Source organism: Candidatus Nitrosotenuis chungbukensis (assembly GCF_000685395.1).
In the GTDB taxonomy this organism is placed as follows: domain Archaea; phylum Thermoproteota; class Nitrososphaeria; order Nitrososphaerales; family Nitrosopumilaceae; genus Nitrosotenuis; species Nitrosotenuis chungbukensis.
The window spans coordinates 88,012-109,641 of record NZ_AVSQ01000021.1; the positions used below are offsets into that span (position 1 = coordinate 88,012).

At 43.0% G+C, this 21,630-nt stretch carries 22 protein-coding genes, 1 tRNA gene and 1 pseudogene; 8 read left to right on the forward strand and 16 right to left on the reverse strand.

The window, feature by feature from the left end; genetic code table 11:
• Window positions 1–109: 109 nt before the first annotated feature.
• Window positions 110–1,023: pseudogene (locus NKMY2_RS09500) on the forward strand (LLM class oxidoreductase).
• Between the two features lie 122 nt (window positions 1,024–1,145).
• On the opposite strand, the gene NKMY2_RS10630 reads toward NKMY2_RS09500, so the two are convergent.
• The gene (locus tag NKMY2_RS10630; RefSeq protein WP_157832531.1) at window positions 1,146–1,775 is read right to left on the reverse strand and encodes a putative hemolysin; all 630 of its coding nucleotides are present in this window, start codon (window positions 1,773–1,775) and stop codon (window positions 1,146–1,148) included.
• 117 nt (window positions 1,776–1,892) lie between these two features.
• Here NKMY2_RS10630 and NKMY2_RS09510 point away from each other — a divergent pair, with 117 nt between their 5' ends.
• The 3 genes from NKMY2_RS09510 (at window position 1,893) to NKMY2_RS09520 (ending at window position 4,170) form a co-directional block, all read left to right on the forward strand.
• The gene (locus tag NKMY2_RS09510; protein WP_052347766.1) at window positions 1,893–2,600 is read left to right on the forward strand and encodes a DsbA family protein; all 708 of its coding nucleotides are present in this window, start codon (window positions 1,893–1,895) and stop codon (window positions 2,598–2,600) included.
• Between the two features lie 119 nt (window positions 2,601–2,719).
• A complete protein-coding gene (locus tag NKMY2_RS10820) occupies window positions 2,720–3,517 on the forward strand; it encodes a TPM domain-containing protein (protein WP_052347768.1) in 798 nt (265 codons plus the stop codon).
• 38 nt (window positions 3,518–3,555) lie between these two features.
• The gene (locus tag NKMY2_RS09520; RefSeq protein WP_076613428.1) at window positions 3,556–4,170 is read left to right on the forward strand and encodes a LemA family protein; all 615 of its coding nucleotides are present in this window, start codon (window positions 3,556–3,558) and stop codon (window positions 4,168–4,170) included.
• Between the two features lie 37 nt (window positions 4,171–4,207).
• Here the strand turns inward: NKMY2_RS09520 and NKMY2_RS09525 are convergent, their stop codons facing one another.
• Entirely contained in the window at window positions 4,208–4,720 is a 513-nt protein-coding gene (locus NKMY2_RS09525) for a universal stress protein (protein ID WP_052347770.1), read from the reverse strand.
• 249 nt (window positions 4,721–4,969) lie between these two features.
• Window positions 4,970–7,123 carry a heavy metal translocating P-type ATPase gene (locus NKMY2_RS09530; RefSeq protein WP_042687657.1) on the reverse strand — a complete coding sequence of 718 codons (2,154 nt, stop codon included), beginning with the start codon at window positions 7,121–7,123 and terminating at the stop codon, window positions 4,970–4,972.
• 433 nt (window positions 7,124–7,556) lie between these two features.
• Between NKMY2_RS09530 and NKMY2_RS09535 the strand changes: the two genes are divergently transcribed.
• From NKMY2_RS09535 to NKMY2_RS09545, 3 genes are all read left to right on the forward strand, one after another.
• Window positions 7,557–7,994 (forward strand): universal stress protein, encoded by a 438-nt coding sequence (locus NKMY2_RS09535; protein WP_042687774.1) that lies wholly within the window; start codon window positions 7,557–7,559, stop codon window positions 7,992–7,994.
• Window positions 7,995–8,345: 351 nt separating this feature from the next.
• The gene (locus NKMY2_RS09540; protein WP_052347773.1) at window positions 8,346–9,224 is read left to right on the forward strand and encodes a CBS domain-containing protein; all 879 of its coding nucleotides are present in this window, start codon (window positions 8,346–8,348) and stop codon (window positions 9,222–9,224) included.
• A gap of 146 nt (window positions 9,225–9,370) precedes the next feature.
• Entirely contained in the window at window positions 9,371–9,835 is a 465-nt protein-coding gene (locus NKMY2_RS09545; RefSeq protein ID WP_042687661.1) for a universal stress protein, read from the forward strand.
• Between the two features lie 426 nt (window positions 9,836–10,261).
• Here NKMY2_RS09545 and NKMY2_RS09550 read toward each other — a convergent pair whose 3' ends face one another.
• From NKMY2_RS09550 to NKMY2_RS09580, 7 genes are all read right to left on the reverse strand, one after another.
• A complete protein-coding gene (locus NKMY2_RS09550; protein WP_042687664.1) occupies window positions 10,262–10,450 on the reverse strand; it encodes a membrane protein in 189 nt (62 codons plus the stop codon).
• Between the two features lie 61 nt (window positions 10,451–10,511).
• Entirely contained in the window at window positions 10,512–11,270 is a 759-nt protein-coding gene (locus NKMY2_RS09555) for a PhnE/PtxC family ABC transporter permease (RefSeq protein ID WP_042687668.1), read from the reverse strand.
• Window positions 11,260–11,979, reverse strand: a complete 720-nt coding sequence (locus NKMY2_RS09560) for a phosphonate ABC transporter ATP-binding protein (protein WP_052347775.1) — start codon at window positions 11,977–11,979, stop codon at window positions 11,260–11,262. The genes NKMY2_RS09555 and NKMY2_RS09560 overlap by 11 nt, the downstream gene beginning before the upstream one ends.
• A gap of 10 nt (window positions 11,980–11,989) precedes the next feature.
• On the reverse strand, window positions 11,990–12,943 hold the full coding sequence (locus NKMY2_RS09565; protein ID WP_052347777.1) for a phosphate/phosphite/phosphonate ABC transporter substrate-binding protein: 954 nt from the start codon (window positions 12,941–12,943) through the stop codon (window positions 11,990–11,992).
• Between the two features lie 95 nt (window positions 12,944–13,038).
• A complete protein-coding gene (locus tag NKMY2_RS09570; protein WP_042687671.1) occupies window positions 13,039–13,368 on the reverse strand; it encodes a YnfA family protein in 330 nt (109 codons plus the stop codon).
• Window positions 13,359–13,721 carry a YnfA family protein gene (locus tag NKMY2_RS09575; protein WP_042687674.1) on the reverse strand — a complete coding sequence of 121 codons (363 nt, stop codon included), beginning with the start codon at window positions 13,719–13,721 and terminating at the stop codon, window positions 13,359–13,361. The genes NKMY2_RS09570 and NKMY2_RS09575 overlap by 10 nt, the downstream gene beginning before the upstream one ends.
• 133 nt (window positions 13,722–13,854) lie before the next feature.
• The gene (locus NKMY2_RS09580) at window positions 13,855–15,216 is read right to left on the reverse strand and encodes a hypothetical protein (RefSeq protein WP_157832532.1); all 1,362 of its coding nucleotides are present in this window, start codon (window positions 15,214–15,216) and stop codon (window positions 13,855–13,857) included.
• Window positions 15,217–15,499: 283 nt separating this feature from the next.
• Between NKMY2_RS09580 and NKMY2_RS09585 the strand changes: the two genes are divergently transcribed.
• Window positions 15,500–16,024, forward strand: a complete 525-nt coding sequence (locus NKMY2_RS09585; protein ID WP_042687680.1) for an OsmC family protein — start codon at window positions 15,500–15,502, stop codon at window positions 16,022–16,024.
• Window positions 16,025–16,592: 568 nt separating this feature from the next.
• Here NKMY2_RS09585 and NKMY2_RS09590 read toward each other — a convergent pair.
• The 6 genes from NKMY2_RS09590 to NKMY2_RS09625 form a co-directional block, all read right to left on the reverse strand.
• Window positions 16,593–17,591 (reverse strand): cupredoxin domain-containing protein, encoded by a 999-nt coding sequence (locus NKMY2_RS09590; RefSeq protein WP_042687682.1) that lies wholly within the window; start codon window positions 17,589–17,591, stop codon window positions 16,593–16,595.
• Window positions 17,592–17,677: 86 nt separating this feature from the next.
• Entirely contained in the window at window positions 17,678–18,475 is a 798-nt protein-coding gene (locus tag NKMY2_RS09595) for an amidohydrolase family protein (RefSeq protein WP_042687685.1), read from the reverse strand.
• Window positions 18,472–19,083 carry a GNAT family N-acetyltransferase gene (locus NKMY2_RS09600; protein WP_042687785.1) on the reverse strand — a complete coding sequence of 204 codons (612 nt, stop codon included), beginning with the start codon at window positions 19,081–19,083 and terminating at the stop codon, window positions 18,472–18,474. The genes NKMY2_RS09595 and NKMY2_RS09600 overlap by 4 nt, the downstream gene beginning before the upstream one ends.
• A gap of 415 nt (window positions 19,084–19,498) precedes the next feature.
• Entirely contained in the window at window positions 19,499–20,038 is a 540-nt protein-coding gene (locus tag NKMY2_RS09610) for a flavin reductase family protein (protein WP_042687788.1), read from the reverse strand.
• 954 nt (window positions 20,039–20,992) lie between these two features.
• Window positions 20,993–21,079, reverse strand: a tRNA-Ser gene (locus NKMY2_RS09620).
• A 39-nt stretch (window positions 21,080–21,118) separates the two neighbouring features.
• Window positions 21,119–21,630 (reverse strand): metallophosphoesterase family protein (locus NKMY2_RS09625; RefSeq protein WP_042687790.1); only part of this gene is annotated, 512 nt, incomplete at its 5' end.

The following is a 21,630-nucleotide window of genomic DNA, read 5'->3' on the forward strand; positions in this document are numbered from 1 at the left end:
ACATTTAATGATAAACACGCGTGAGTTTTTTAAAACTACACCGTTCATTAGTTATATAGCCAGTCACCACATTGATTTCGTGTCCGACTTTGGCATTGGATATAAGCAAATGTTTCATCCAGGCCACCTTACTATCGGCACAGTTTTTGCAATTGAGGCATATGACGGAGATGTTCCGACCATGAAAAACCAAGTCGAGCTTGCCAAACGTGCCGAGGAACTTGGATTTTCCGCACTGTGGTTTCGAGACGTGCCGCTACGTGATCCTAATTTTGGGGACGTCGGCCAAGTTTACGATCCGTGGGCATATCTTGGATACATTACGGCCCACACCAGAACCATTTCATTGGCTACTGGCGCAATTATTTTTCCGCTAAGGCATCCAATTGATGTGGCAAAGGCAGCAGCATCAATTGATCAGCTAAGCGGGGGGCGTCTAGTCCTAGGGATTGCGGCAGGCGACAGGCCAATTGAATATCCGGCATACGGCCGCAGCTACGAGGACAGGGAAACGTTGTTCCAAGCGTCAGTAAGTGATTTTCGGAGATTATACGCAGACTTTCCAAGATACGAGTCAGTCTTTGGCATCATGGATGGCGGAGACCTAATCCCAAAACCATTTTCTGGAAAAATTCCTTTGTTTGTGACAGGTCACAGTGGGCAGTCATAGAATGGATTGCAAAAAACGCAGACGGATGGCTAATGTATCCAAGAGATCCGAGTTTTCAAAAACGCGTTGTCGACGGATGGAAAAGCGCGCTAGAACTAACGGGCAACAGATTCAAGCCTTTTTCGCAGTCACTATACATTGACCTCACAGGCGACCCAGACCATCTCCCCCAGGGCATCCATCTAGGATACAGGCTTGGAAGAAACTACCTGTTGAAACACTTGAAAACCCTGCAGGACATAGGGGTAAACCACGTCTTTCTGAATCTAAAATACGGCAAAAGACCTGCAGACGAAGTACTAGAGGAAGTTGGAAGATTCATCGCTCCTCATTTTCCAAGTCTAAAAAAGTGACAAATAGTAGACATTCATCATCTGGAAAACACGCAATACTGCAGATACAAAATCAAGAATTGGCAGACAAGCCGCGGATCAAAAGGGCCAAAAGACAGTTTAAAAAATAAATAAAAAATTTCTCAGTCGGGGTGTGTTTCCTTTGGACTGCACTCCCCCCTAAAGTACTGCCACTCTTCACATTCAGAGCCATCTGAAAACATGCAGATGCTTTGTGCGGACTCGCCGTTCCCACGGATTTCTATGGTGCCGCCGTTTTCAAAGCAGTGTGTCGATGCAGGGTTTGCCATCTGCTTTGGATTTGCGTTTGGGATTTCCTCAGTGGGCCCCTTTAGGACAAACTGGTGGTTGAGCTCATCCCATGTATCGTCAGTCACTGCAGAGATTACGCTTCCCTCGGATACCAGAATGTTCATTTCGTGCGGGGTGACTACCTGCGTTATCATCTGGCCTTCCCTGTTGCCAAACCCCCCATGTGATGACTCAAACGTTGCCCGGATCATGTGCTGCGGCGGTATCGACTTGGTCGCACCAACATATTCGGTCTTTAGCGTGTTGATGTCCCCATCAAATGCAAATGTCGGGCTTGATGGGACAAATCTCTGAGCCACGCCAAGTGCGTCATACATTTCATGGTCTTGAGGCGTTGTTGGAATTATCGTTACGTCTTTTTGCACTGGTGCAAAATACACAATCAGTGCCACTGCGGCCACACCTATTACCATCATGATGAATTTTTTTGACTGTTCCATTGTTAACAGCATTACTGGAATAGTTTTGATTATAACTTTTGATTAAATTTGGTTTGAACTGAAAAAAGAAAGACAGAACGTGACAATGTTTTTTAGACTAGCAAAAAAACCAAATTCGTGGGAAAAAACAAGGCGGGTAATGCAAAAAACAGCCCCAGGAAAAAGTCAGGCAAGGCCAAGTTTATCATTTTAGGAATTATTGCAATAGTAATCATAGGCGTTGCAGCGGCAGTGACAAGCGGTGCTGATTTTAAGGCAAGAGATGGCTCTATTGACACGACAAAGGGATCCCCGGTGCTTGGCTCCAAGTCTGCACCTGTAACAATCATAGAGTTTGGCGATTACCAGTGCCCGTTCTGCCAGAGATGGAACCTGGACACAAAGCCGCTAATTGAGAAAAACTACATCGATGCAGGCAAGGTAAAGCTCATCTACATGGACTTTGCGTTCCTCGGGCCTGACTCGATTAAGGCGCATGCCGGAAGCTACTGCGCAGACGAGCAGGGAATGTACTGGAAGTATCACGATTTCATATATGCAAACCAGGGGCATGAAAACGACGGCTGGGCAAGTGCAGAAAACATCAAGTCTCTGGCATCAAAACTAGAAGGGCTTGATGCGGGCGAGTTTGGCAAATGCCTGGACTCTGGAAAATACGAAGACAGGGTCAGGGAAAACAAAAACATTGCCATGAGAAACGGCGCAAGCTCCACTCCGACATTTATCGTGATTGGTAAGGGGGAGGGCACTCAGTTGACAGGAGCGCAGCCGTATTCTGTGTTTCAGGCGCTACTTGATGAAAAACTGACAACCAATCCAAACTAGGTTTGTTTTGGACAATTTGCAAGATAAAGACAGCTCACTTGGATTGGCAGGCGCTTATTTCACACACATAACTTGAAGCTCAGACCAAAGTTTATGTGATTAAATCGTAACTGTACATCGTGCGCACACTTGCAATTTCGCTTGCTATTTTGATACTTGTTACATCGGTCACGGCACCGGCATTTTCACAGGCCAAGGGGTCGCGCTCCACATACGTATACGATAGGGCAGGCATAATCAGCCCAGAATATGAATCGTCAATAGACAACTACTTGAGAAAAATCGACGACTCTACATCTGCAGAAATAATCATTTACACCATTCCAAGCTTTTTGGGGCACGGAATAAAAAAGGACGGACAGGAGCTCAACGACAGGGACACGCTTGCAAACTATCTTTTCAACGAGGTCCCCCTTGACGGCACAACTGGAATCGGCAAGAAAGGAAAAGACAACGGGGTGCTGATTTTATTTTCACTTGAGCGTGATGCGGCAAGCGGCTCCATGAGGATCGAAGTCGGCAAGGGGCTGGAAGGCGACATTACTGACGGGACGGCTGGCGCAATTTTGGACTCGTATTTGGTTCCCGCAAGGGACTCCTATGAGACCTCGGGAAACGCAAATGTATTTGATCAGGCATTCCTGGATACGGTGATTGCCTTGGGAAATAGAATCGGCTACACCAGCGATGATCCCCAGTACCAACAGTCAAGGCCTCCGCAGGACGAGATTGATTACGAGCAGATTGCGCTGATTCTAATGTTCATAGCATTTCCACTGGCATTTTCCATTTTGAATCGCCGTCGCAGGAGATCTGGCGGGTTTTTTGCCGGAGGATACGGAGGATACGGCAGGGGCGGAGGCGGTGGCTTTGGAGGCGGTGGCGGCAGATCCGGCGGAGGGGGAGCCGGACGGTAGTCAATACGGTTATTTGACTGAAGCAGGCAGAGAACAATATGGTAAGTAAAGCAGTTATCGCAGCAATTGCCGCAGCGGCCATAATTGCAATAATAATTGCAGCGCTATACGGAATGTACTTTTCAGGATTTAACGCAGTCCAAGTAAAAGACGAAAACGTAAAACGACTGGCAGCAGACGTCGATGCGCAGCTGCAGCGACGATACGACCTAATTCCAAACCTGGTGGAATCGGTGAGGGGATACATGCAGTTTGAAAAGCAGACACTTGAAGACGTAACAAGACTTCGCTCCCAGTGGCAGACCTCAACTAGCACCGAAGGCAGGGTTGAGCTGAGCAATCAAATCGAGGAGGCGCTAAGCAAGATCATTCTCACATACGAGGCATATCCAGAGTTGAAAGCTGATCAGACAGTCACCAGACTGATGGACGAAATCGCCGGAACTGAAAACAGGATAGCGGTTGCAAGAACTTACTATAATGACGGGGTCAGAGACTTTAACACCAACATCAGGACCTTCCCAAATAACATGTTTAACGAGGGCGGCTTTCTTGGAATGAGTCCTTGGGGCGCAAATCAGTATCCGACATACGAGGCAACCCCGCAGGCGCAGACGACTGTCCCACAGGTGGACCTGACACCCAGCGGATAAGACAAGGCATGTTTAGTTCAGATAATTTTTGCAACAGTCATTCCAAAATCAAAACAGGCTTGTCAGAGACTTCCAGGATTTTTCTTGAAACGCTTCCAAGCTTTAGCATTCCTCGGATTCCAGGGATTTTTCGCCTCTTTGCCATAATTATTAGGTCGATGTGATGGATTTTGGAATATTTTAAAATCTCGTCTTCAGGCCTGCCATCCACCACGATGCAATTTGCATTGATCCCCTTTGACCTGCAATAGTCTGCGCGTTTTTGCAGCTCTTCTCTGATCCCTCGGACTGCCGCCTGCTCCACCACTTTTCGCATCTTGGAGTCTTGCTTTTTTGCAAGTATCAGCGGCGGCGGGCCCGGAATTGGTTCGACTGAATGCAAGATGTTGACAGTGGCGCCGCTAAGTTTGGCAATTTTTATGGCATAGCTTAGCGCCTTGTCGCCCAAAAGAGTTCCAGCATGAGGAACGAGGATGTTTTTGATATGTACTGGGAATGTCTTCAAGCCAGTCTTGGCTGATTTTTTTAGATATATTAGAAGATACGACAATTCTCGAAGATGAAAATTTGATATTCATTCCATGATCATGACAAAACATGTATGCATTCTTACGTCACATATACCTCCAGAGCAGACAGAACTTCATCAATAGACTTGTACTGCAACAAGATTTTTTGACTCGTATCTGAACGAGTCTTACGAATTTTGGCTTGAAATCATCCCTTGAAATCTCAAATTGAATTGCGCCGAGATTTTGAGTGATGTTTTTTATCTCAAAGATAGACAATATGATTTCGGTTATTTCAGCCGTTGATTTGCCCAGTTTTTCATCCCAAGTTTTTCTTCTCCGCTTGTAATATTGTATCGTCTCAGCATAGAAGAGTTCGCGATTACTGAAATCGAGCTAAGTGCCATGGCAGCTGCCGCCAGAATCGGATTCAACAATCCAACTGCCGCAATTGGGATTGCCCCAGTGTTGTAAGCAAATGCCCAGAACAGATTTTGTTTTATTTTTTTCATGGTTGCCCTGCTGAGCCGTATTGCCCGCGGAACATCCATTATGTCGTCTTTAATCAAAATAATACCTCCAGTCTCCTTTGCAATGTCAGATCCGCTGCCTATCGCTATTCCAATGTCTGCTTGTGCCAAGGCAGGCGCATCATTGATGCCATCGCCCACCATTGCGACCACTTTTCCTTCTGATTGGAGTTTCTTTATTTCAGCTGCCTTCTCTGACGGTAAAACATTCGCGATTACTTTTTGGATTCCAACCTGTCTTGCAATTTCTTTGGCAGCCTTTTCATTATCACCCGTTATCATGATGCATTCAATTCCAAGATCTTTTAATGCGGCAATTGCCATTGGAGAAGATTCCTTAAGTGAGTCGGCTACTGCAATAATTCCTTCAATTTTGTTATCGACTGATACCATTATTGCGGTCTTTCCTTCAGATTCCAGTAGAGTCATTTCTTGCTCTGCGTTTTCTGTCGAGATTTCAAATTTTTTCATTAGCTTTCGATTTCCTCCATAAACTAGTCTTCCATTGACCAGCGCCTTGACACCCAGACCATTTAGTGATTCAAAATCTTTCAAGTTCACAAATGGAATTTCCATCTGTTTTGCCTTGTTTACAATGGCCTGAGCTATCGGATGCTCGGATCCAAATTCAGCAGTGCCTCCAAATTCAATTAGTTGTTTGCCTGACAAAGTCCCCAACGGTATGATATCTGTGACCTCGGGTTCGCCTTTTGTCAAGGTTCCAGTTTTGTCAAATATTATAGTGGTGATCTTTTGGGAACGCTCCAAGTATTCTGCGCCTCTTATCAATATGCCAGACTCTGCACCTTTACCAACTCCCACCATCAATGCAGCTGGAGTAGCTACACCAAGAGCACAAGGACAGGCTATAATCATAACAGCTACAAATGCAAGCAGACCGGAAACAAAATCCCCCATCACAAAATACCAGACCAAAAATGTTACAATGGATGCAGATACCACAGACGGGACAAACTTTGCAGCTATGGAGTCCGCCATTCTTTGGACTTTGGCAGTAGATGACTGCGCTTGCTCTACAACATGGATTATTTGTGAAAGTGCAGTATCTTGCCCTACTTTGGTTGCCTGGATTTTGAGCAATCCTTGCTTGTTTAGAGTTGCACCAATCACCTGATCTCCTAGTTTTTTGCCAACAGGTAGACTCTCGCCAGTAATCATTTTCTCATCTACGGACGACTCCCCATCTATGATTATGCCATCAGTGGGAATCTTTTCACCAGGTTTTACAATCAGGATGTCGTCTTGGATTATCTGGTTTAATGGAATCTCAGTTTCTGAACCATCGCGGATCACCCTTGCCATTGCAGGACTAAGATCTAACAGCTTTCTTACCGCAGCCGAGCTCTTTTTCTTGATTGCCTCTTCCATGTATTTTCCTAAAAGAACAAATGCAATTATGACTGCAGATACCTCAAAGTAGACGAATTTTTCTTCACCAGGTATTGCTTGGGGAAAGAACAGAACCACGACACTATACAAGTAAGCAGTAAGAGTTCCAATTGAAATCAAAAGATCCATGTTGGCAGTTCTGCTTTGGATTGCATGGTATCCACCAACATAAAATGTCCAGCCGCCGATAAACTGTACCGGGGTTACTATGATGAAGAGCAACATTCCGTAAGAAAGAAACGGTATCTCTGGAAACGGCACCCATGACACTACCATGGCGCCAGCTGCAACACTGATGTACAGTGCAGCTCGGATTATTGCAAGTGCGAGTGCGCCAGATGCTGCAACATACATCCTCTTTTTCATTTTGGCAAGCTCCTTTTCGGGATTTACAAAGGTTTTTTGACATATGGGACTGCAAAAGTAAAAGTCTCTAGAGCCCACCTCAGAATGCAGTGACTTTTTTTCATCCACTATCATTCCACAGACAGGATCTTTTGCCATGCTTCATTTTGGGTTTTTATTTATTATAAGTTAGATATGCATTACCAAGACTGATTTTCAGAGAGGATACACTTGTCAAGTCATCTGAGAACTGCCTCTGAAAATCATTATGATGAATTACAGTCGTATTCATGTTCGAAAAATACTGACTGATTTGTAGGGTGGAGATAAAGAAAGAAACAGCAATCAAAAGGTTTGGAAAGCATTTCTGCAACGAACAGCATACACGGCAATACGTAGAAAAAAGACAGACAGAGGAAAGCAAATCATCAGAAGAAGGAAAGGTGTTCACGCTGGTTCAGTTGTTGAAAAAATTGAAAAGTAGTTAAATTTCAGAATTGAAAACGACGGATTATTACACATATTTTAGATGGATTTCATCACTGAGAATAATGATTTCTATTAAAATAGTCAAATACTGTACTGGTTGCTGATGAAAGTAAAACGAATTTTGGCTCCAATCGATGGTTCGACTTACTCCGCTAAAGCCCTTAGAGTCGCCACTGAAATGGCGCAAAAGAATGAATCAGAAATCATGATATTGACTTGTATGAGAAAAGAAGATGTTGGGGCATGGTACTATTCCGACCCAAAAATTAACAAAGACGTTATGATAAAGGCAAAGGAATTTGCAAAACAATCTATGTCAAAGATTGAAGAAAGCATCAGGAAAAAAGGTGTAAATGTCACAAGCAACGTAATCGAAGCAAAATCATTAGTTAAAGGAATAACAGATTTTGCAGATTCAAAAAAGGTTGATCTCATAGTCATGGGATCTCATGGTAGAACAGGCTTTAAGAAAATGTTGCTTGGAAGTGTCAGCAACGGTGTCGTTCAACAAGCACGACAGCCGGTCCTGATAGTCAAATAACAATTGGATTTCGGCACTTGCACTTTATCAAAGGGCTTTCCATCTGACCTTTTTCTGATAAATATCATTTGACCAATCTAAAGGGTTAATGATGCAAAAAATAATCTAAGAACGTTTAGCAAGCCATTTCCAACCTCCGGTCATAATTGTTCGTGTGTCTTTGTACTAACATAGTCCAACACGGCCTGTTGGAAATTCCAGTAGTTTTCTGTCAGTGCTTTGTATTACATTCATTATTGATCTACTGGAAACAGTCGGGGATTGCGACACAGATATGCGCTGAATTTCATGTTTGATAATCTTTGAGGTATTTTAAAAGCAACAAAACGCACTAACGTTTAGGACATAGTTATGAAAGCATTTGACAAAAGAAGCGTTTCCAGATTAACATTAGAAGAATTATTTCCAAACACGCTAACTGATACCTCGTGTGTTTATATCGATAAAGGGAGGGAGGTATGGGTTGCTACTGAAATGTGCGCCCAATACTTAGAGTCCGTAGTTGACTCGATCGTAGTTGTAGATGACAATCATGTACCACTGGGAATAGTTGGTGGTTATGATCTACTGGATAATTTACGAAAAAATCCCACGCGTGACTTTCAGTACGAGACCAAAGTAGAAGAGATCATGTTCAAAGTGGTCCCAGAAGTTGAAAAGAAGACAAAACTTGAGGATTTGATAGAAAAGTGGAAAGATACTCGAAGAGCATTTGCCATCATCCCTAACGAACTTGACGGCTATTCCCCTATTTCGGCAAGAAAAATGCTTGAGATCGGAGCAAAATGCAAAACAGACATCTCTGTTTCCTCAATGGCAAAAAAGAAAATTGTCACTTTTCAGCCAGATGACACACTTGGCAAGATAATTGATTTGATGTTTGAGCATAAAACTCGAAAACTCGTACTAAAAAATTCAAACCAATTCATAAGTGACAGATTGATACTTGGCGAAATTTCAAGAATACTAAAATTTCAAACGAGTGTAGAGTATTTTCTAGACATTCCAGCCAGTCAACTTAAATTTGAATATGTAAAGACAGTCACCGAAGATCTCACACTTGACAGTCTTTGCTCAATAATGGAGAAAATGGGGCATCCTTATGTAATGTATAAGGACATTTTAGTCAGCCCGTGGGATGTATGCCTTACTTTGTTGTCCGAAAATTTGAGGGAGCCACTCAGAGTCGGACATCAAAAGAAATGCCCGCACTGTGGAAAGGATATTTGACTGGGTTTCAAAATTTATCATAGTTTACTTTTCTGTGTAGGAGACGTGTGAGAAATGAGTCGCCTAGTGTTGTTTTTGCGTCAAGTGCTGAAATCAAATATGATAATTTCCCAGCATGATTTATACTAAAATGCGGTCTTTGTTTTATGAACGAAAAATATCGGCGAATACTTGTTCCTCATGACGGCTCAAAATTTTCAAAGAAAGCGCTTGATGAAGCAATCGAGATGGCAAAAAAATTTGATTCCGACTTGTATCTACTTACGGTAATGGACGCTTTAACAGTGGCACCTCCAACCTTTTACGCGATACCGGGGGCAATATTTGATATAAAAAAATTTGAGAAATATTACCTGGCCGCTACTTCAAAAACCGATCTCATGCTCCGCAATGAGGTGTCCAGATGCAAAGAACAAGGCACTCGTGCGGATTATGAAATAATGACAGGATCTCCAGGAGACACCATATTGGAATTTGCCAAAAAGAAGAAAATAGATCTGATAGTCATGGGCAGCCAAGGACTTTCAGGAATTCATAAGATAAAGGCACTTGGGAGCATTAGCAGAAAGGTTTCAGAGTTAGCTGCCTGCCCTGTTTTAATAGTTAGATAAATCAAATAACGAAATAGACATTGAGAAAATTCATTTATTTGATCTCATTCTAATCCTGTGAAAATTTCAGGCATAGATGTGGTTGCTTTCCATCAGAATGTTGTAATATTATCAGGTGAGATGGCAGATCATTTGGTTATTTTTTGTAAAGTAATTTGATCAATTAACGGAACACGGTGTAAAAATGGCAGAAGAACGCTGCCCAGATGTCCAAGTATGACACACGAGCAAGATCAATGCTCAGATATAGTCAATGGGTTTATCGATTAATTGTATTCCAACAGCAGCATTCATCACGAGTGCAGTTGGGACATTCTTTTGGTGATTTTGATTCTCTGCACTCAGAAGGTATACACCCACAATCAGCGCACATTATTTCAATCATTTTTATTGCATAGAAATCAGATTCGAATCATAACAAGTTGCTTACTTCCAGCTCTGGCGGTTAGAGGCGCTTTCACACCTTGGGCATTTGAGGCCGTTTGTCTTGTAGCCGCATTTTTTGCAGTAGACGCCAAACTTGAACGAGGCGTTCTTGGATGTACGGGATATCTTTTTAATCAAAATAATTGCAAGCAAAACTCCTATGCCTATTCCAATCCACACAATAACCATGATACTGCTACGTCATCATCAGATAAAATCAATTCGCATGTTTTAGACTCCAATCCAGAATTTAGTTATGAACCAGTCTTTTTCGCAGCCTTGTGCTTGCATAATCCATGCCAAGTGTCACAGCAAGTATTGCCAGTATGAACGGGGCTGCCTTCCCATAATTGAGGCTCTCAAGGTGGTGTATTATGTAAAATCCTATTCCTCCTGCGCCGACCAATCCGAGAATTGATGACTCTCGCACACTGTACGACAGCAGGAACAGATACTGGTTTCCCATGTGCGGCAGCGCCTCCGGGATTGTCACAAACTTGGCAATCTGCATCCTTGTTGCGCCAAGAACATGCATTGCATCATACGCAGATACGTTTTGCGACTCGTAGATCTCGTACAGGTATTTCCCGCTCAGTCCCATGATGTATAGCGATATTGCAAATATTCCAGCAGTCGGGCCTAGCCCAACTACTACCACAAGCAAAATTGCCCACAGTAATGGCGGCATCGACCACAGTAAACCAAGCAGGCTTCTGAAAATCACGCTGACATACGACGGGGAGATGTTTCTTGCAGCAAGCAGTGCTGCCGGAATAGACAGTACAAAGCCGATGCTTGAGCCAATCAGTGCCATCTCAAGCGTCTCGATGAGGGAAAACAGCACCTTGTCCCACACGCTAAAGTCAAACTCCAGCAGCTCGCCTAGGATCACTGCGGAATTGTCAGCATCATCAATTATTGAAAGAGGGTTAAAGCCAAGGTGCACTGAGCTTCCAATTATTATCAGCAGTATGGCAATCCAGGTATACTGAAAGCGGCTAGGGTTCATAGAGGCCTCCAATGGTATCAGCGGTTATTTCGTTTGCAGGAATGTTCTTCTCAATTCTTCCATTCATCATTATCAGCACGTTGTCACTGTACAGTCTTGCAATGTCAGGATTGTGGTGCGTCATCAACAACGTGATCTTCATTTTCTTTTTTATTTCTGAAAAAATTTCCATTACTGTCACGGCTGCCTTGAAGTCAAGACTTGCAGTCATCTCGTCTGCCAGAATTATCAACGGCTTTTGGATTAGCGTCCTTGCTATTGCCACCCTTTGCTTTTCACCGCCGCTCAGCTTTTTTATCTTGATGTCCTTTAGGTGGGAAATCTTTAGATCATACATCAGGGAATACGTGTCGTCTACGAGATCCTTTGGATACATGCCGGTAATTGAGCGCCAGCGTGGCATCCTCCTCAGTGCACCCATCATCACGTTTGAATAAACGCTGAGCTCGTTTACCAGTCCCAGGTTCTGTGGGATGTATCCGAGAAGTTTTTGGCTTTCTTTGCTTAGGCCTTTTTTTCCGAAAAAATACAATTCGCCGGATGTCGGCTTGACAAGGCCGAGTGCTACTTTCAAGAGAGTGGTCTTCCCTGCCCCGTTTGGCCCCATTATGGTGACCGCATCGCCCTGAGGGACATTCATGGAAAGGTTGCTGAGTATTTTTCTATTATTGATGGTCAGATGAACTGCGTTCATGCTGAGTGCATCCATGGGTTTCTGGCTAGACCTTCTCTGTATATTTCAAACCAGTCATTTCAAGTGCGCTCTTTAGGTTACCAAGGTGTTCGTCTGCAGTGGTTTCCTCAAAGCCCACAAATATTGCGGAGACTAGTTTTCGCATTATCTGTTTTGTGCTGTCATCATGTCCCATTTCAAGTAGTGCTGCCTTCACCCTGGCCTTTGCCTCAGGGTCCATCTCTTTGCTAAACACCACTCCGTGTGATGGGATTGGTCCCTGCTCGTGGACTGACTTGGTACCCTCTCTTACTTCGCGGTAGAGTTTCTCGCTTACGTCACCTGCAATTATGCTGACATCTACTCGACCGTTTCTCAGCGCTTCCCACGATTGACCGTAGCCGCCTGCAAATACCACGTCTGAAAAGTACGATTTTGGATCAACCTCCTTGCCTTCCTCTACAGTTATCAGTCCTGTCTCGACTAGCGTCTTCATCGGTGTCACGTATCCTGATGTTGACAGTGGGTTGGGGAATGCTGCGCGTTTGCCCCTCAGATCTTCAAGTGTGTTGTACGGCGAGTCTTTTGGTACCACCCAGTAAGAGTAGTAGTATGTCTCAGCTGTCAGTGTATCGCCTATGACGACCTCTCGCACCTCTGCAAGCTCAAGTGTTGCCCCCGCCTTTTGGACTGCAAGGTATGACGGCCATGCGCTCATAAACGCCATGTCTGCCTTGCCAAACCGCAAGGCCTCCACGACCCCCGCATATGAGGTCGGGACGTAAATCTGTATGTCATAACCTGTTTTTTGTTCTAGGTATTGCTCAAGCTCGTTTGCCTGGGACTCGATGTCGCTTGCCTGGGCTGTTGGCTGAATTGCAAGTGTCACGACCGGAGTCTCTTGCGCTGCGTTTGTGCTATCTGTTGTTACAAATATTCCATACCCTATACCTATTCCAGCTGCTAAAATTATTGGAATTATGGCGTAGAGTTTGTTCATGGCAAGTTTTTTTTGCGTCGTTATTTAAGTCCGGTAGGATGTTCCAAAGTTATAGACTATAATAAAAAAACATCCGGCTTGCACAATGATAAAAATTATCGGGGAAAGTAAAACATCACGGCCACTCCAACTACCACGACTAGTGATCCGAGAATCTCAAATCGGTCTGGCTTTTTCTTGTCTATCCAGTATCCCCAGACTATTGACATGACGACAAATATTCCGCCGTACGTCGCATAGACCCGTCCGAATTCGGCTGGCTGAAACGTCGGCACTATTCCATACAGGAACAGAGCAAGGCCGCCAATCAGCCCAAATATCTTTCCCCTGTGATCCCGCAGCCACTTCCACACAAGGTATCCTCCCCCTATTTCCAATAATGCAGCTAAAACGAAAATGCCAAGTGTCGCAAGTATTACTTCCAAGACGACTCACCTGTTCTTGGAACATAAAAAATTATCAAAACTCCGATCACCGCAATTACTGTTCCTACAACATCATACGTGTCAGGTGTGGTCCCGTCAATCCACCAGCCCCACAGAATTGACATCACAATAAAGACGCCGCCATATGCGGCATAGACCCGATGAAAGTGCGTCTTCTGAAATGTTGGAACTATACCGTACAAAAATAAGACAAGGCCACCGGCTGCACCTAAAAGCCAGCTCATGTCGTGTCTAAGCCACAGCCACACCAGATATCCGCCTCCAATCTCACAGAGGCCTGCAAGAAGAAAGAACAAAAGCGAAGAAGGCACCATCTTTAGACTTGCATTCATGATACATGGTGATGCTGTGAGATATTATCTATTTTTTTAGACCGCTTGGCTCAGAAACAATTCAAGGTTTCAACTTATTACAGAAAAATGAAACATCGAAGCTCGTTTTTGACACAGGGTTTGGCTTGCACCATCAAGAGTTAAGGGGCGTCATCTGCGCAGATGCGTCCAAAAACCACTGGCCGGCAATTTTACTTTGCGGCGACAACATCTTCAAATTAACTGGCTCTACGAGATCACCATCAAGGGATACCTCAGATGTCAAAGAAAGCCTAAGGGTTGTAATATGATCTTGCTCGTCAATTACCTCACTAATCAAAAGAATCGTATCGTTTGTATTTGGATCGCCATGTGAAATTATCCTCATCTTTCCAAACACAACATCATATAGTTCATCGCCCACAAACAGTTCCCCTCCAGTTACGCGAAATGTCGAAACATTATTGCTGGTGGAGAGGCTTTCAACAAAGATCTCGCCAGAAAAGTCAGCTGCCGTAGTATCACCTATCGAGGTTGCCGAGCCATCAAAAGAGATGTTAAATGACTCTGTAATAGACTCAGGGTCACCCATACGCCCAAAATACGCTCCTGTTTCGAGTCTTTGAAGCAATGATTGTATTCTTTGTTCTAACTGGTCGATTTTTTGCTCCAATTCAGATACTCGATCCTGCGCATCCTGTTTTGCATTTTCCACTCGTGCCGTTTGGGTGGAATCGTCAGTATCAGAGTCTTCATCTTCAATTTCAAAGTCCCAGATGTCTCTAATTTCAGATTCGTCAAGTCCGGTCTTATCAATAATTGCAGAGATTATGACGCTTTCATCGGTTGTATCAAGTAAGAATTTTGATTTTTCATCTTCAAACTCTATGGTGACTTTGGTCTTTCCATTTTTGATTTCTACTTCAATTTCTGTTTCTTGTTCCTCGATTTCTTCCTCGTCTGCTCCTTCTATTTCATCTTCGATATTCTTTCCAAGAACATTCATTCGTGCATCTGATGCCAAGTCTTCTGCCTCGTCAGCAAGTTCTTCAGCCATTTGGAAAAACCCGGATTCGAGATTTTGCTTTGCTTCTTCCAGTTTACCTTGAGCTTCTTCTAACACAGCTTCGGAGGCAGATGTGATTTTACCTTTCTCTTTTGCCTCTGCTATTTTTTCTTGAGATTTCTTGATCTCATCTTCAGCGTCAGAGATTGCTTTGTTTGCATCTTCCTCAGAGTCACGCTCATCAGAGTCTTCAGATTCTGTTTCTTCGTCTATTTCTTCCGATTCTTCATCCTCCGTGTCTTCCCCTTCTGATTCGCTTTCCTGTTCATCATGGTCTTCATCCTCAGATTCCCCGTCTGAATTATGAGATTCAGCAAAAGCGAGTTTCATAGTATGAGATCCGTAAAGTGGGTCGACATTATTGATACTAGATGCATTTGAGATAGAATAACCGCTCAGGCCCAAAAGCAAAACAAACACGGTAAAACTGACACTAATCTTATGGTCCAATATGATCTGGCGCAAGAAACTAGGATTTAATGTTGACGCATGATTTGTTATATGCAGTCCAGATAACATTTAGAATCATGATCCATACTTTAGATCTATACTCGACATTCGACTTTTGCGACCTCTAAATGATCTCAAAAAACATTATCATTTCTGAAAATCATATTTCTGATTTATAATCAAAAGATACCACGATAGTTTAGCGGTAAAGATTTTGCGCCAGTTGGAATCAAAGTTGGTATTTTTCACGGCATCTTTTAAATGACTTCGAACACATATTGTCATGATACTAAATAATGTCGATTTGGATAAAATATCCAAAACAGTCGAGGCTGGGAAAAAGGACAAGCAATCGCTTCTAAAACCAGTGAAACTCCAAGGAGAGTGGGTTTTAGACGCGGCAAAAGACTATCAGTTCAGGACCGAGCTGTCATATGAAAAAGGAAAACAGGTAATTGAAGTTGATTCGCCATCGTTTCTTGGTGGTAATGGAAACAGGCTTGGTCCCATGGCTTACTGCATAGCCGGAATTACATCTTGTTTCATCGGCACGTTTGCAGCCGTTGCCGCGTCCCAGGGGATAAAACTTACAAAACTGAGCGTAAACGCGCAGTGCAACGTAAACTTTGCAAAGACTTTGGATGTTGCAGACGAGCCAATCATGAACGGAATAGAATTTGACATAGATGCGCAAGCGGACAATGCGGACAGGAAAAAACTTGAACAGATGTTAAACATGGCACTTGAGCGGTGCCCTGCAATGTACAGCATGTCCCACAACATACCGGTAAATGCTAAAATCAAATGAGTGGGCAGTTCTGTTCTTTAAAACTAGGAATGAAAAATGTCCAAAAGCACCAAATAAAAAAGGCAAACCAACTATGGTTAAACCCAGTACAATACGCGATGAATTTTACATCAATTGATGGCTTTGTGCGATTTATTCACTTTTGTTTTCTTGATTGGTTTGCTTTTCTTTTGGATTCCTTTTGCAGGAGGATGTTCCTGATAAGATCTTTTTTCGAGCCTGTTTTCGACTCTTTTCTCATCATCTGTTAGTTGTTTATTTGTCTTGGATCGGGTTTGCATTATCGTATGATTGTTATCTCAACCAGCATAATAAACAGCAGTGCAGATTATCACTTCTAAAATTAAGGATTATTGCTGCTTTGACTGTGACAGACACATCTTGACGATGTGATTTGATTCAAGATGCACATCAGGGTAATTTCGAAATCCTATTCTAAAAAGGCCAAATGGGACCACTCTATCTGTGCCCCCGCGTCTGTCCTCCTAATTTTTTATTTTTAGCCTTTTTTATATCAAAATGAGATTTTGCACTAATTGGCGACTTTTCCATCTAAAACATGTTCCAATTATATCGGCGAGGACGATCTCGTGCTGGTGGATTTTGACTTTTTCTTCATCCAGAAAATAAGGGAAACAAAAAGTACTGCCGGAATCGAAATTATTGCAATCATTAGGTCATAGTACAGCTCAAGTCTCTGCGCCGGCTTTGTCTGGATTTTTTCATGGGATGCCATGTCTGGATTGTCGTGAATGATTGTTGAGAATTCAACTGTTCTCTGCTCAGGCCTTTGAATGTCGCCGCCAAGCGTTCTTCCCTCCGCGCTCTCACGGGCATCTCCCTGTATTTTCTCAAACCTTATCAGAACAGGACCGCTTGAGTCAAAGGCATAATCCCGAAAGTCGCCGCCAATCTCAGTCTTCCCAGAATCCCGGTATATCTCGTTTCCATTTTGGATTAGAACAAAATCGTAGCTCATCTTTGCCAGGTTCCTCTCGGTGGCAACGTCATAGAACTGGTAGATGAATTTCGTTTTCTCATGGGTCTTGATCACATTTGGTTCCCACGTGAGATCCGCTTCGATTACCCCGTCGGCAGTAACCTGTATGACTGGAAACTTTTCTATTTTGTTCCCAAGCCCGTTAGTTGAATACTCTGGGATTTCTTGCTGCACCAGAATGGCACCCTCCATCCACGGGTGAATCGTGCAGTAATACGCAAACATTCCCTTTCTGTCAAATGTAAACGACCACAACTCGTTTGGTGCAAACAATCCGCTGTCAAAATAGCCGTCTGGTTCTCCAAACTCGTTGCTCATCCACCCAAACCTCCCGGATCCCTTCCCGCTTGTTACAGTGTGGGACTCTATGTCTGCATTGACCCACGTTATTTTCTCACCCGTCTTAACTGAAATCAGAGCTGGCTCGTACCACGTCTTTGCAGGGGTATTGAGTTCAGGATTGTACGCCCCAAAAGGAATGGTCACCGTTTTTTCAGAAAACGCATCGTCATAACCATAAAATAAAAAGGCAGTCAGGAAAATAAGCAGAAAAACGAACCTTGCCATGCGATTTGGGTGTTTTCAAATTAGAAATAGATTTTGGTTCCTTGCAAAGATATCTTCATTTGCATTGATTCAGAAAGGGACTTGATTTAGATCTTGAATAGATCTTTTGCGTTTTTGTACATCAGCAGATCCCGGAATTCTTTTTTTATTTTCAATTTTGTGACAAAATCAAGATACGAGTCCATGGTGCTAATTGGCCAATCAGTCCCATACAGGAGATATCTTGGCTCTCCTGCATAGTTTATCAACTCCGATACTTTTTCACTCATCATTTTCTCAAAATAATGATCAAAATCTCCAACTACAAATCCTGAGATGTCCCCGTAGACGTTTTTGTTTTTATAAATTACTTCTTGCGCGTCCTCAATCCACGGGTTTCCTACATGACACATGATTATTTTTAACTCGGGATTGTCTACTGCCACGTCGTCAAGATTGAGCGGCTGTGCGTAACGAAGCTTGCTTTTTTTGCTAAGCGTATCTCCAGTGTGAATCATGACTGGAACGCCAAACTCAATGCACGTGTCGTAGACTTTTTGGTACCTCTCGTCGTATGGATAGTAGTGCTCGTATCCAGAATAGATCTTGAGTCCTTTTACGCGTCCATCCTTGATCCACCCCCGATAGTCGTTTAGATCCTCTTTGGTGTGGCTGTCAATTGAAAACCCTGCAACTATTCCTAAATTGTCGTATTTTTTTGTCGCCTCGATTATCTGGCGCGCAGAAGGCCTGTACTCGTCTGTCTTGTATGATGAAAGTATTAGGGCATAGTCTACATCATTCTTTGTCATTTCAGTCTGAAGCGCTTCAAGTCGCCCCTCAAGGGTGGGCACATTTTGCATCAACTCGTACTGATTGATGTGCACATGGCAGTCTATGATCAACTGTTTCTCCTGTATTGCGGGTTTTTCAATTCAATAAAAGTTGCATTGTTTAAGGATCTGGCGTCTTTTAGATAGTTCGGAAGTATTTTGATAAAATTAAATCCGTTATTGAGCTGGAACATCAAGACAGGATCTTGGATCTCACCCTTTTTTACCTTCATCACGTAATCGTACGGGGTGATTGTTTTTGCATAATCCCAATAATTGAACAGTCTTCCGCCGCCAATTATTCTCCTGAGGTTCTTTGCAATGGCCAGGGATTTTCTTGCATCATACAGCCTTGACGCTACGCCAAGCCGCCTGTAGTCTGGGTGCACAGAAACGTCTGCAGCATAAAGGGTATCGCCATTTGGATCATGATTTTTAAAAAAACTATCCCCACAAGCCTCCTTCCACGTGTGCTCCTTGTATTCTGGGGTAAGGGTGATGATCAAGCTGCTGCATGATCCGATTATGACGCCTTTGTATTCGGCACAAAACTGGCCTTCTGGGAATATCTTGATGTGCGCCTCCAGGTGTTCTGGCTTCCAAATTACACCTTCTGCTGCCATGTAAGGAAATGCTACTTTTTGCAATTCGACTATTTCCGGAATGTCTGCAGGGGTCATGTTTCTCACAATTACTTGGGTCTTTTCCATACTCTCTGACATCCAAATACTTTAGCCAATTTTACTATTTAACAAGTCGCAACTTATCTGACTTGTAGCCACTACCTATCGATACTTGCGCGGCTTGGAATTTGCAACTTTACTCTGGCTTGTGGTAGAAACGATTTTGATTTGATATCAGTGAATGGCTTTGTGCGATTTATTCACTTTTGTTTTCTTGATTGGTTTGCCTTTCTTTTGGATTCCTTTTGCCGGAGGATGTTCCTGATAAGATCTTTTTTCGAGCCTGTTTTCGACTCTTTTCTCATCATCTGTTAATTGTCTATTTGTCTTGGATCGGGTTTGCATTATCGTATTTGCTATCTCAACCAGCATAATAAACAGCAGTGCAGATTATCACTTCTAAAATTAAGGATTATTGCCATTTTGTCATTTTTTTCTTGAGGTCGATAGTCCTGCCGTCAACTACGAATGTGCCGTCCCCGTTGTGATGGATCGTGCGGCGTTCCTTGCGTTTCGGATCTGTCCACGCTTTGATGACTTTTAGAATAAAGAGATTGTATTTTTTTACCAGACTGGTGTTCACTACCTGACATTCGAGATTAGTTAGACATTCGGCGATGAGCGGCGCTTTTACTTTTTTGGCAGGTATTGGCGTCAGGCCAAAGGTGCCGAATTTGTCAACATCCCTACCTGAGCAGTTACCGATTTCGACTACCTTGGATGCAAGGTCTACTGTCGGTATGGAGATCACGCACTCCTTTGTTACCCGCAATGCATTGAAGCTGTAATCCAAAGAGTGGACTACACACCCGATCAGCGGTGGCTCAAACTCCATTGCCATGTGCCAGCTCATCGTCATAACGTTGGGCCGACCCTTGTATGCAGTCGTCAGCAGTACAACAGGGCCGGGCTCGATCACACGGTAGACTTGGGCCAGAGGAGTCTCTTTCATAACTGCCATGTCGCTCAAATTAGACATCCATACTATTTCATTATTATCCAGAAACCCATTCTAAAAAGGCCAAACTGGATTTTTCCATCATATCCAAAAACCAAATTTACGCCGAAAAAATAACCAGAATTAATCATAAGAACGACTTTTAGATATCAAAATAAGTCTAATTCTATGAATCAGATCGTTATTGTGATTGCATCAATAATTGGTTTTATTGCAATTACGTCTGTTTCTGTCTTTATTTATTTTCAAGATTCAACTCCAATGTCTTATGTAGGAATAGATTGTTCATTTGCAAACAATTCTTTACTAAATTATCTGCATAATCCTCAATGTAGCAGACCTGACGGAATAGAATTAGACGAAAATCATGGCTGTGTTACATATGCTCACAATAATGCATATGAAAAGGTACAATGTGAAGATCCGAATAAAGCGTGGATCAAAAATGCATGCTTGTACATCAATCTAGGAGAAAACAACACTCTGGTAAAATGTCCGTAATTGTGTTGTGCCTTTAATTATAACATAAAAAATATTTGTAATTCATTTAATTAAATGAGCACAAAATCAGGTTTACATTTAATTATAATAAAATGCACATTTCTATTTCCTTACCATTTCCATTATCTTTCTAATTAAATGAAAGATTCTGCCTAACCACCATAATTAGAAAGGAAAAGACAGGCACTAGTGTAAAATATCAAAATATCTTTTTTTAGACATATCGTGCTAGAAAAAACCCTTCTGTTTGATAAATTAGGAGACGACTGGATAGGATTAGGAGTAATTGTAATAGTTGCAGGTCTGTTGATTTTCTTTTCTGCTCGAAAATTAATCAAATGTAAATAATAAAAAAATCACTATTATTTCGAGTATTTTTTTGGACGTGACCATAATTAAAGCCTAAAAGTGCAAAATCTCACCATTCAACTATTATACAAAACAAAATGGCGCGGGGGATGGGATTTGAACCCACGGGTCCTTGCGGACATGGGATTAGCAATCCCACGCCCTACCAGGCTAGGCGACCCCCGCTCAAGGGTGCTAAGTTCTGGTCTGTAAATAAATTCACTCTTATTCGGATCGAGCGTAGTTTTTCACAATGTTCTCAAGCGGCATTCTTTTTCCGCCGACAATTTTGAGGTCCACTTGGATTTTCTTGTTTTTTATCGTGATGATATTGTAAGTGTTCTCAAAGAGACCTCTGACTCGCTCTGACGCCGTGGTCCCGGCATTCACAACTGACAAGTCCTTAAAGTTCCAAATCCACGGCCTGTGCTTGTGGCCGCACAACACAAGGTTCACCTTGGTTGCAAGTATGGTTCTTAGCACGTCTCCTGCATCAATTACCTCGACACGTGCAGAGCCGGTGTCGGGAATTCCAACCAGGTGGTGGTGCATTGCCAAAATCTTGATCTTGTTCTCGTACTTTTTCATGGTTCTTTCCAGCCACAGGTTTTGCCTATACCCGACCTCGCCCTCATCCCTGTCAGGCCTTGCAGTCCCAAGCGTCACTACTATAACATCATTATCCAACTCGTTTACAGTCTCAAATGGAAAGTATTTTTTGAACAACAGGTACCCGG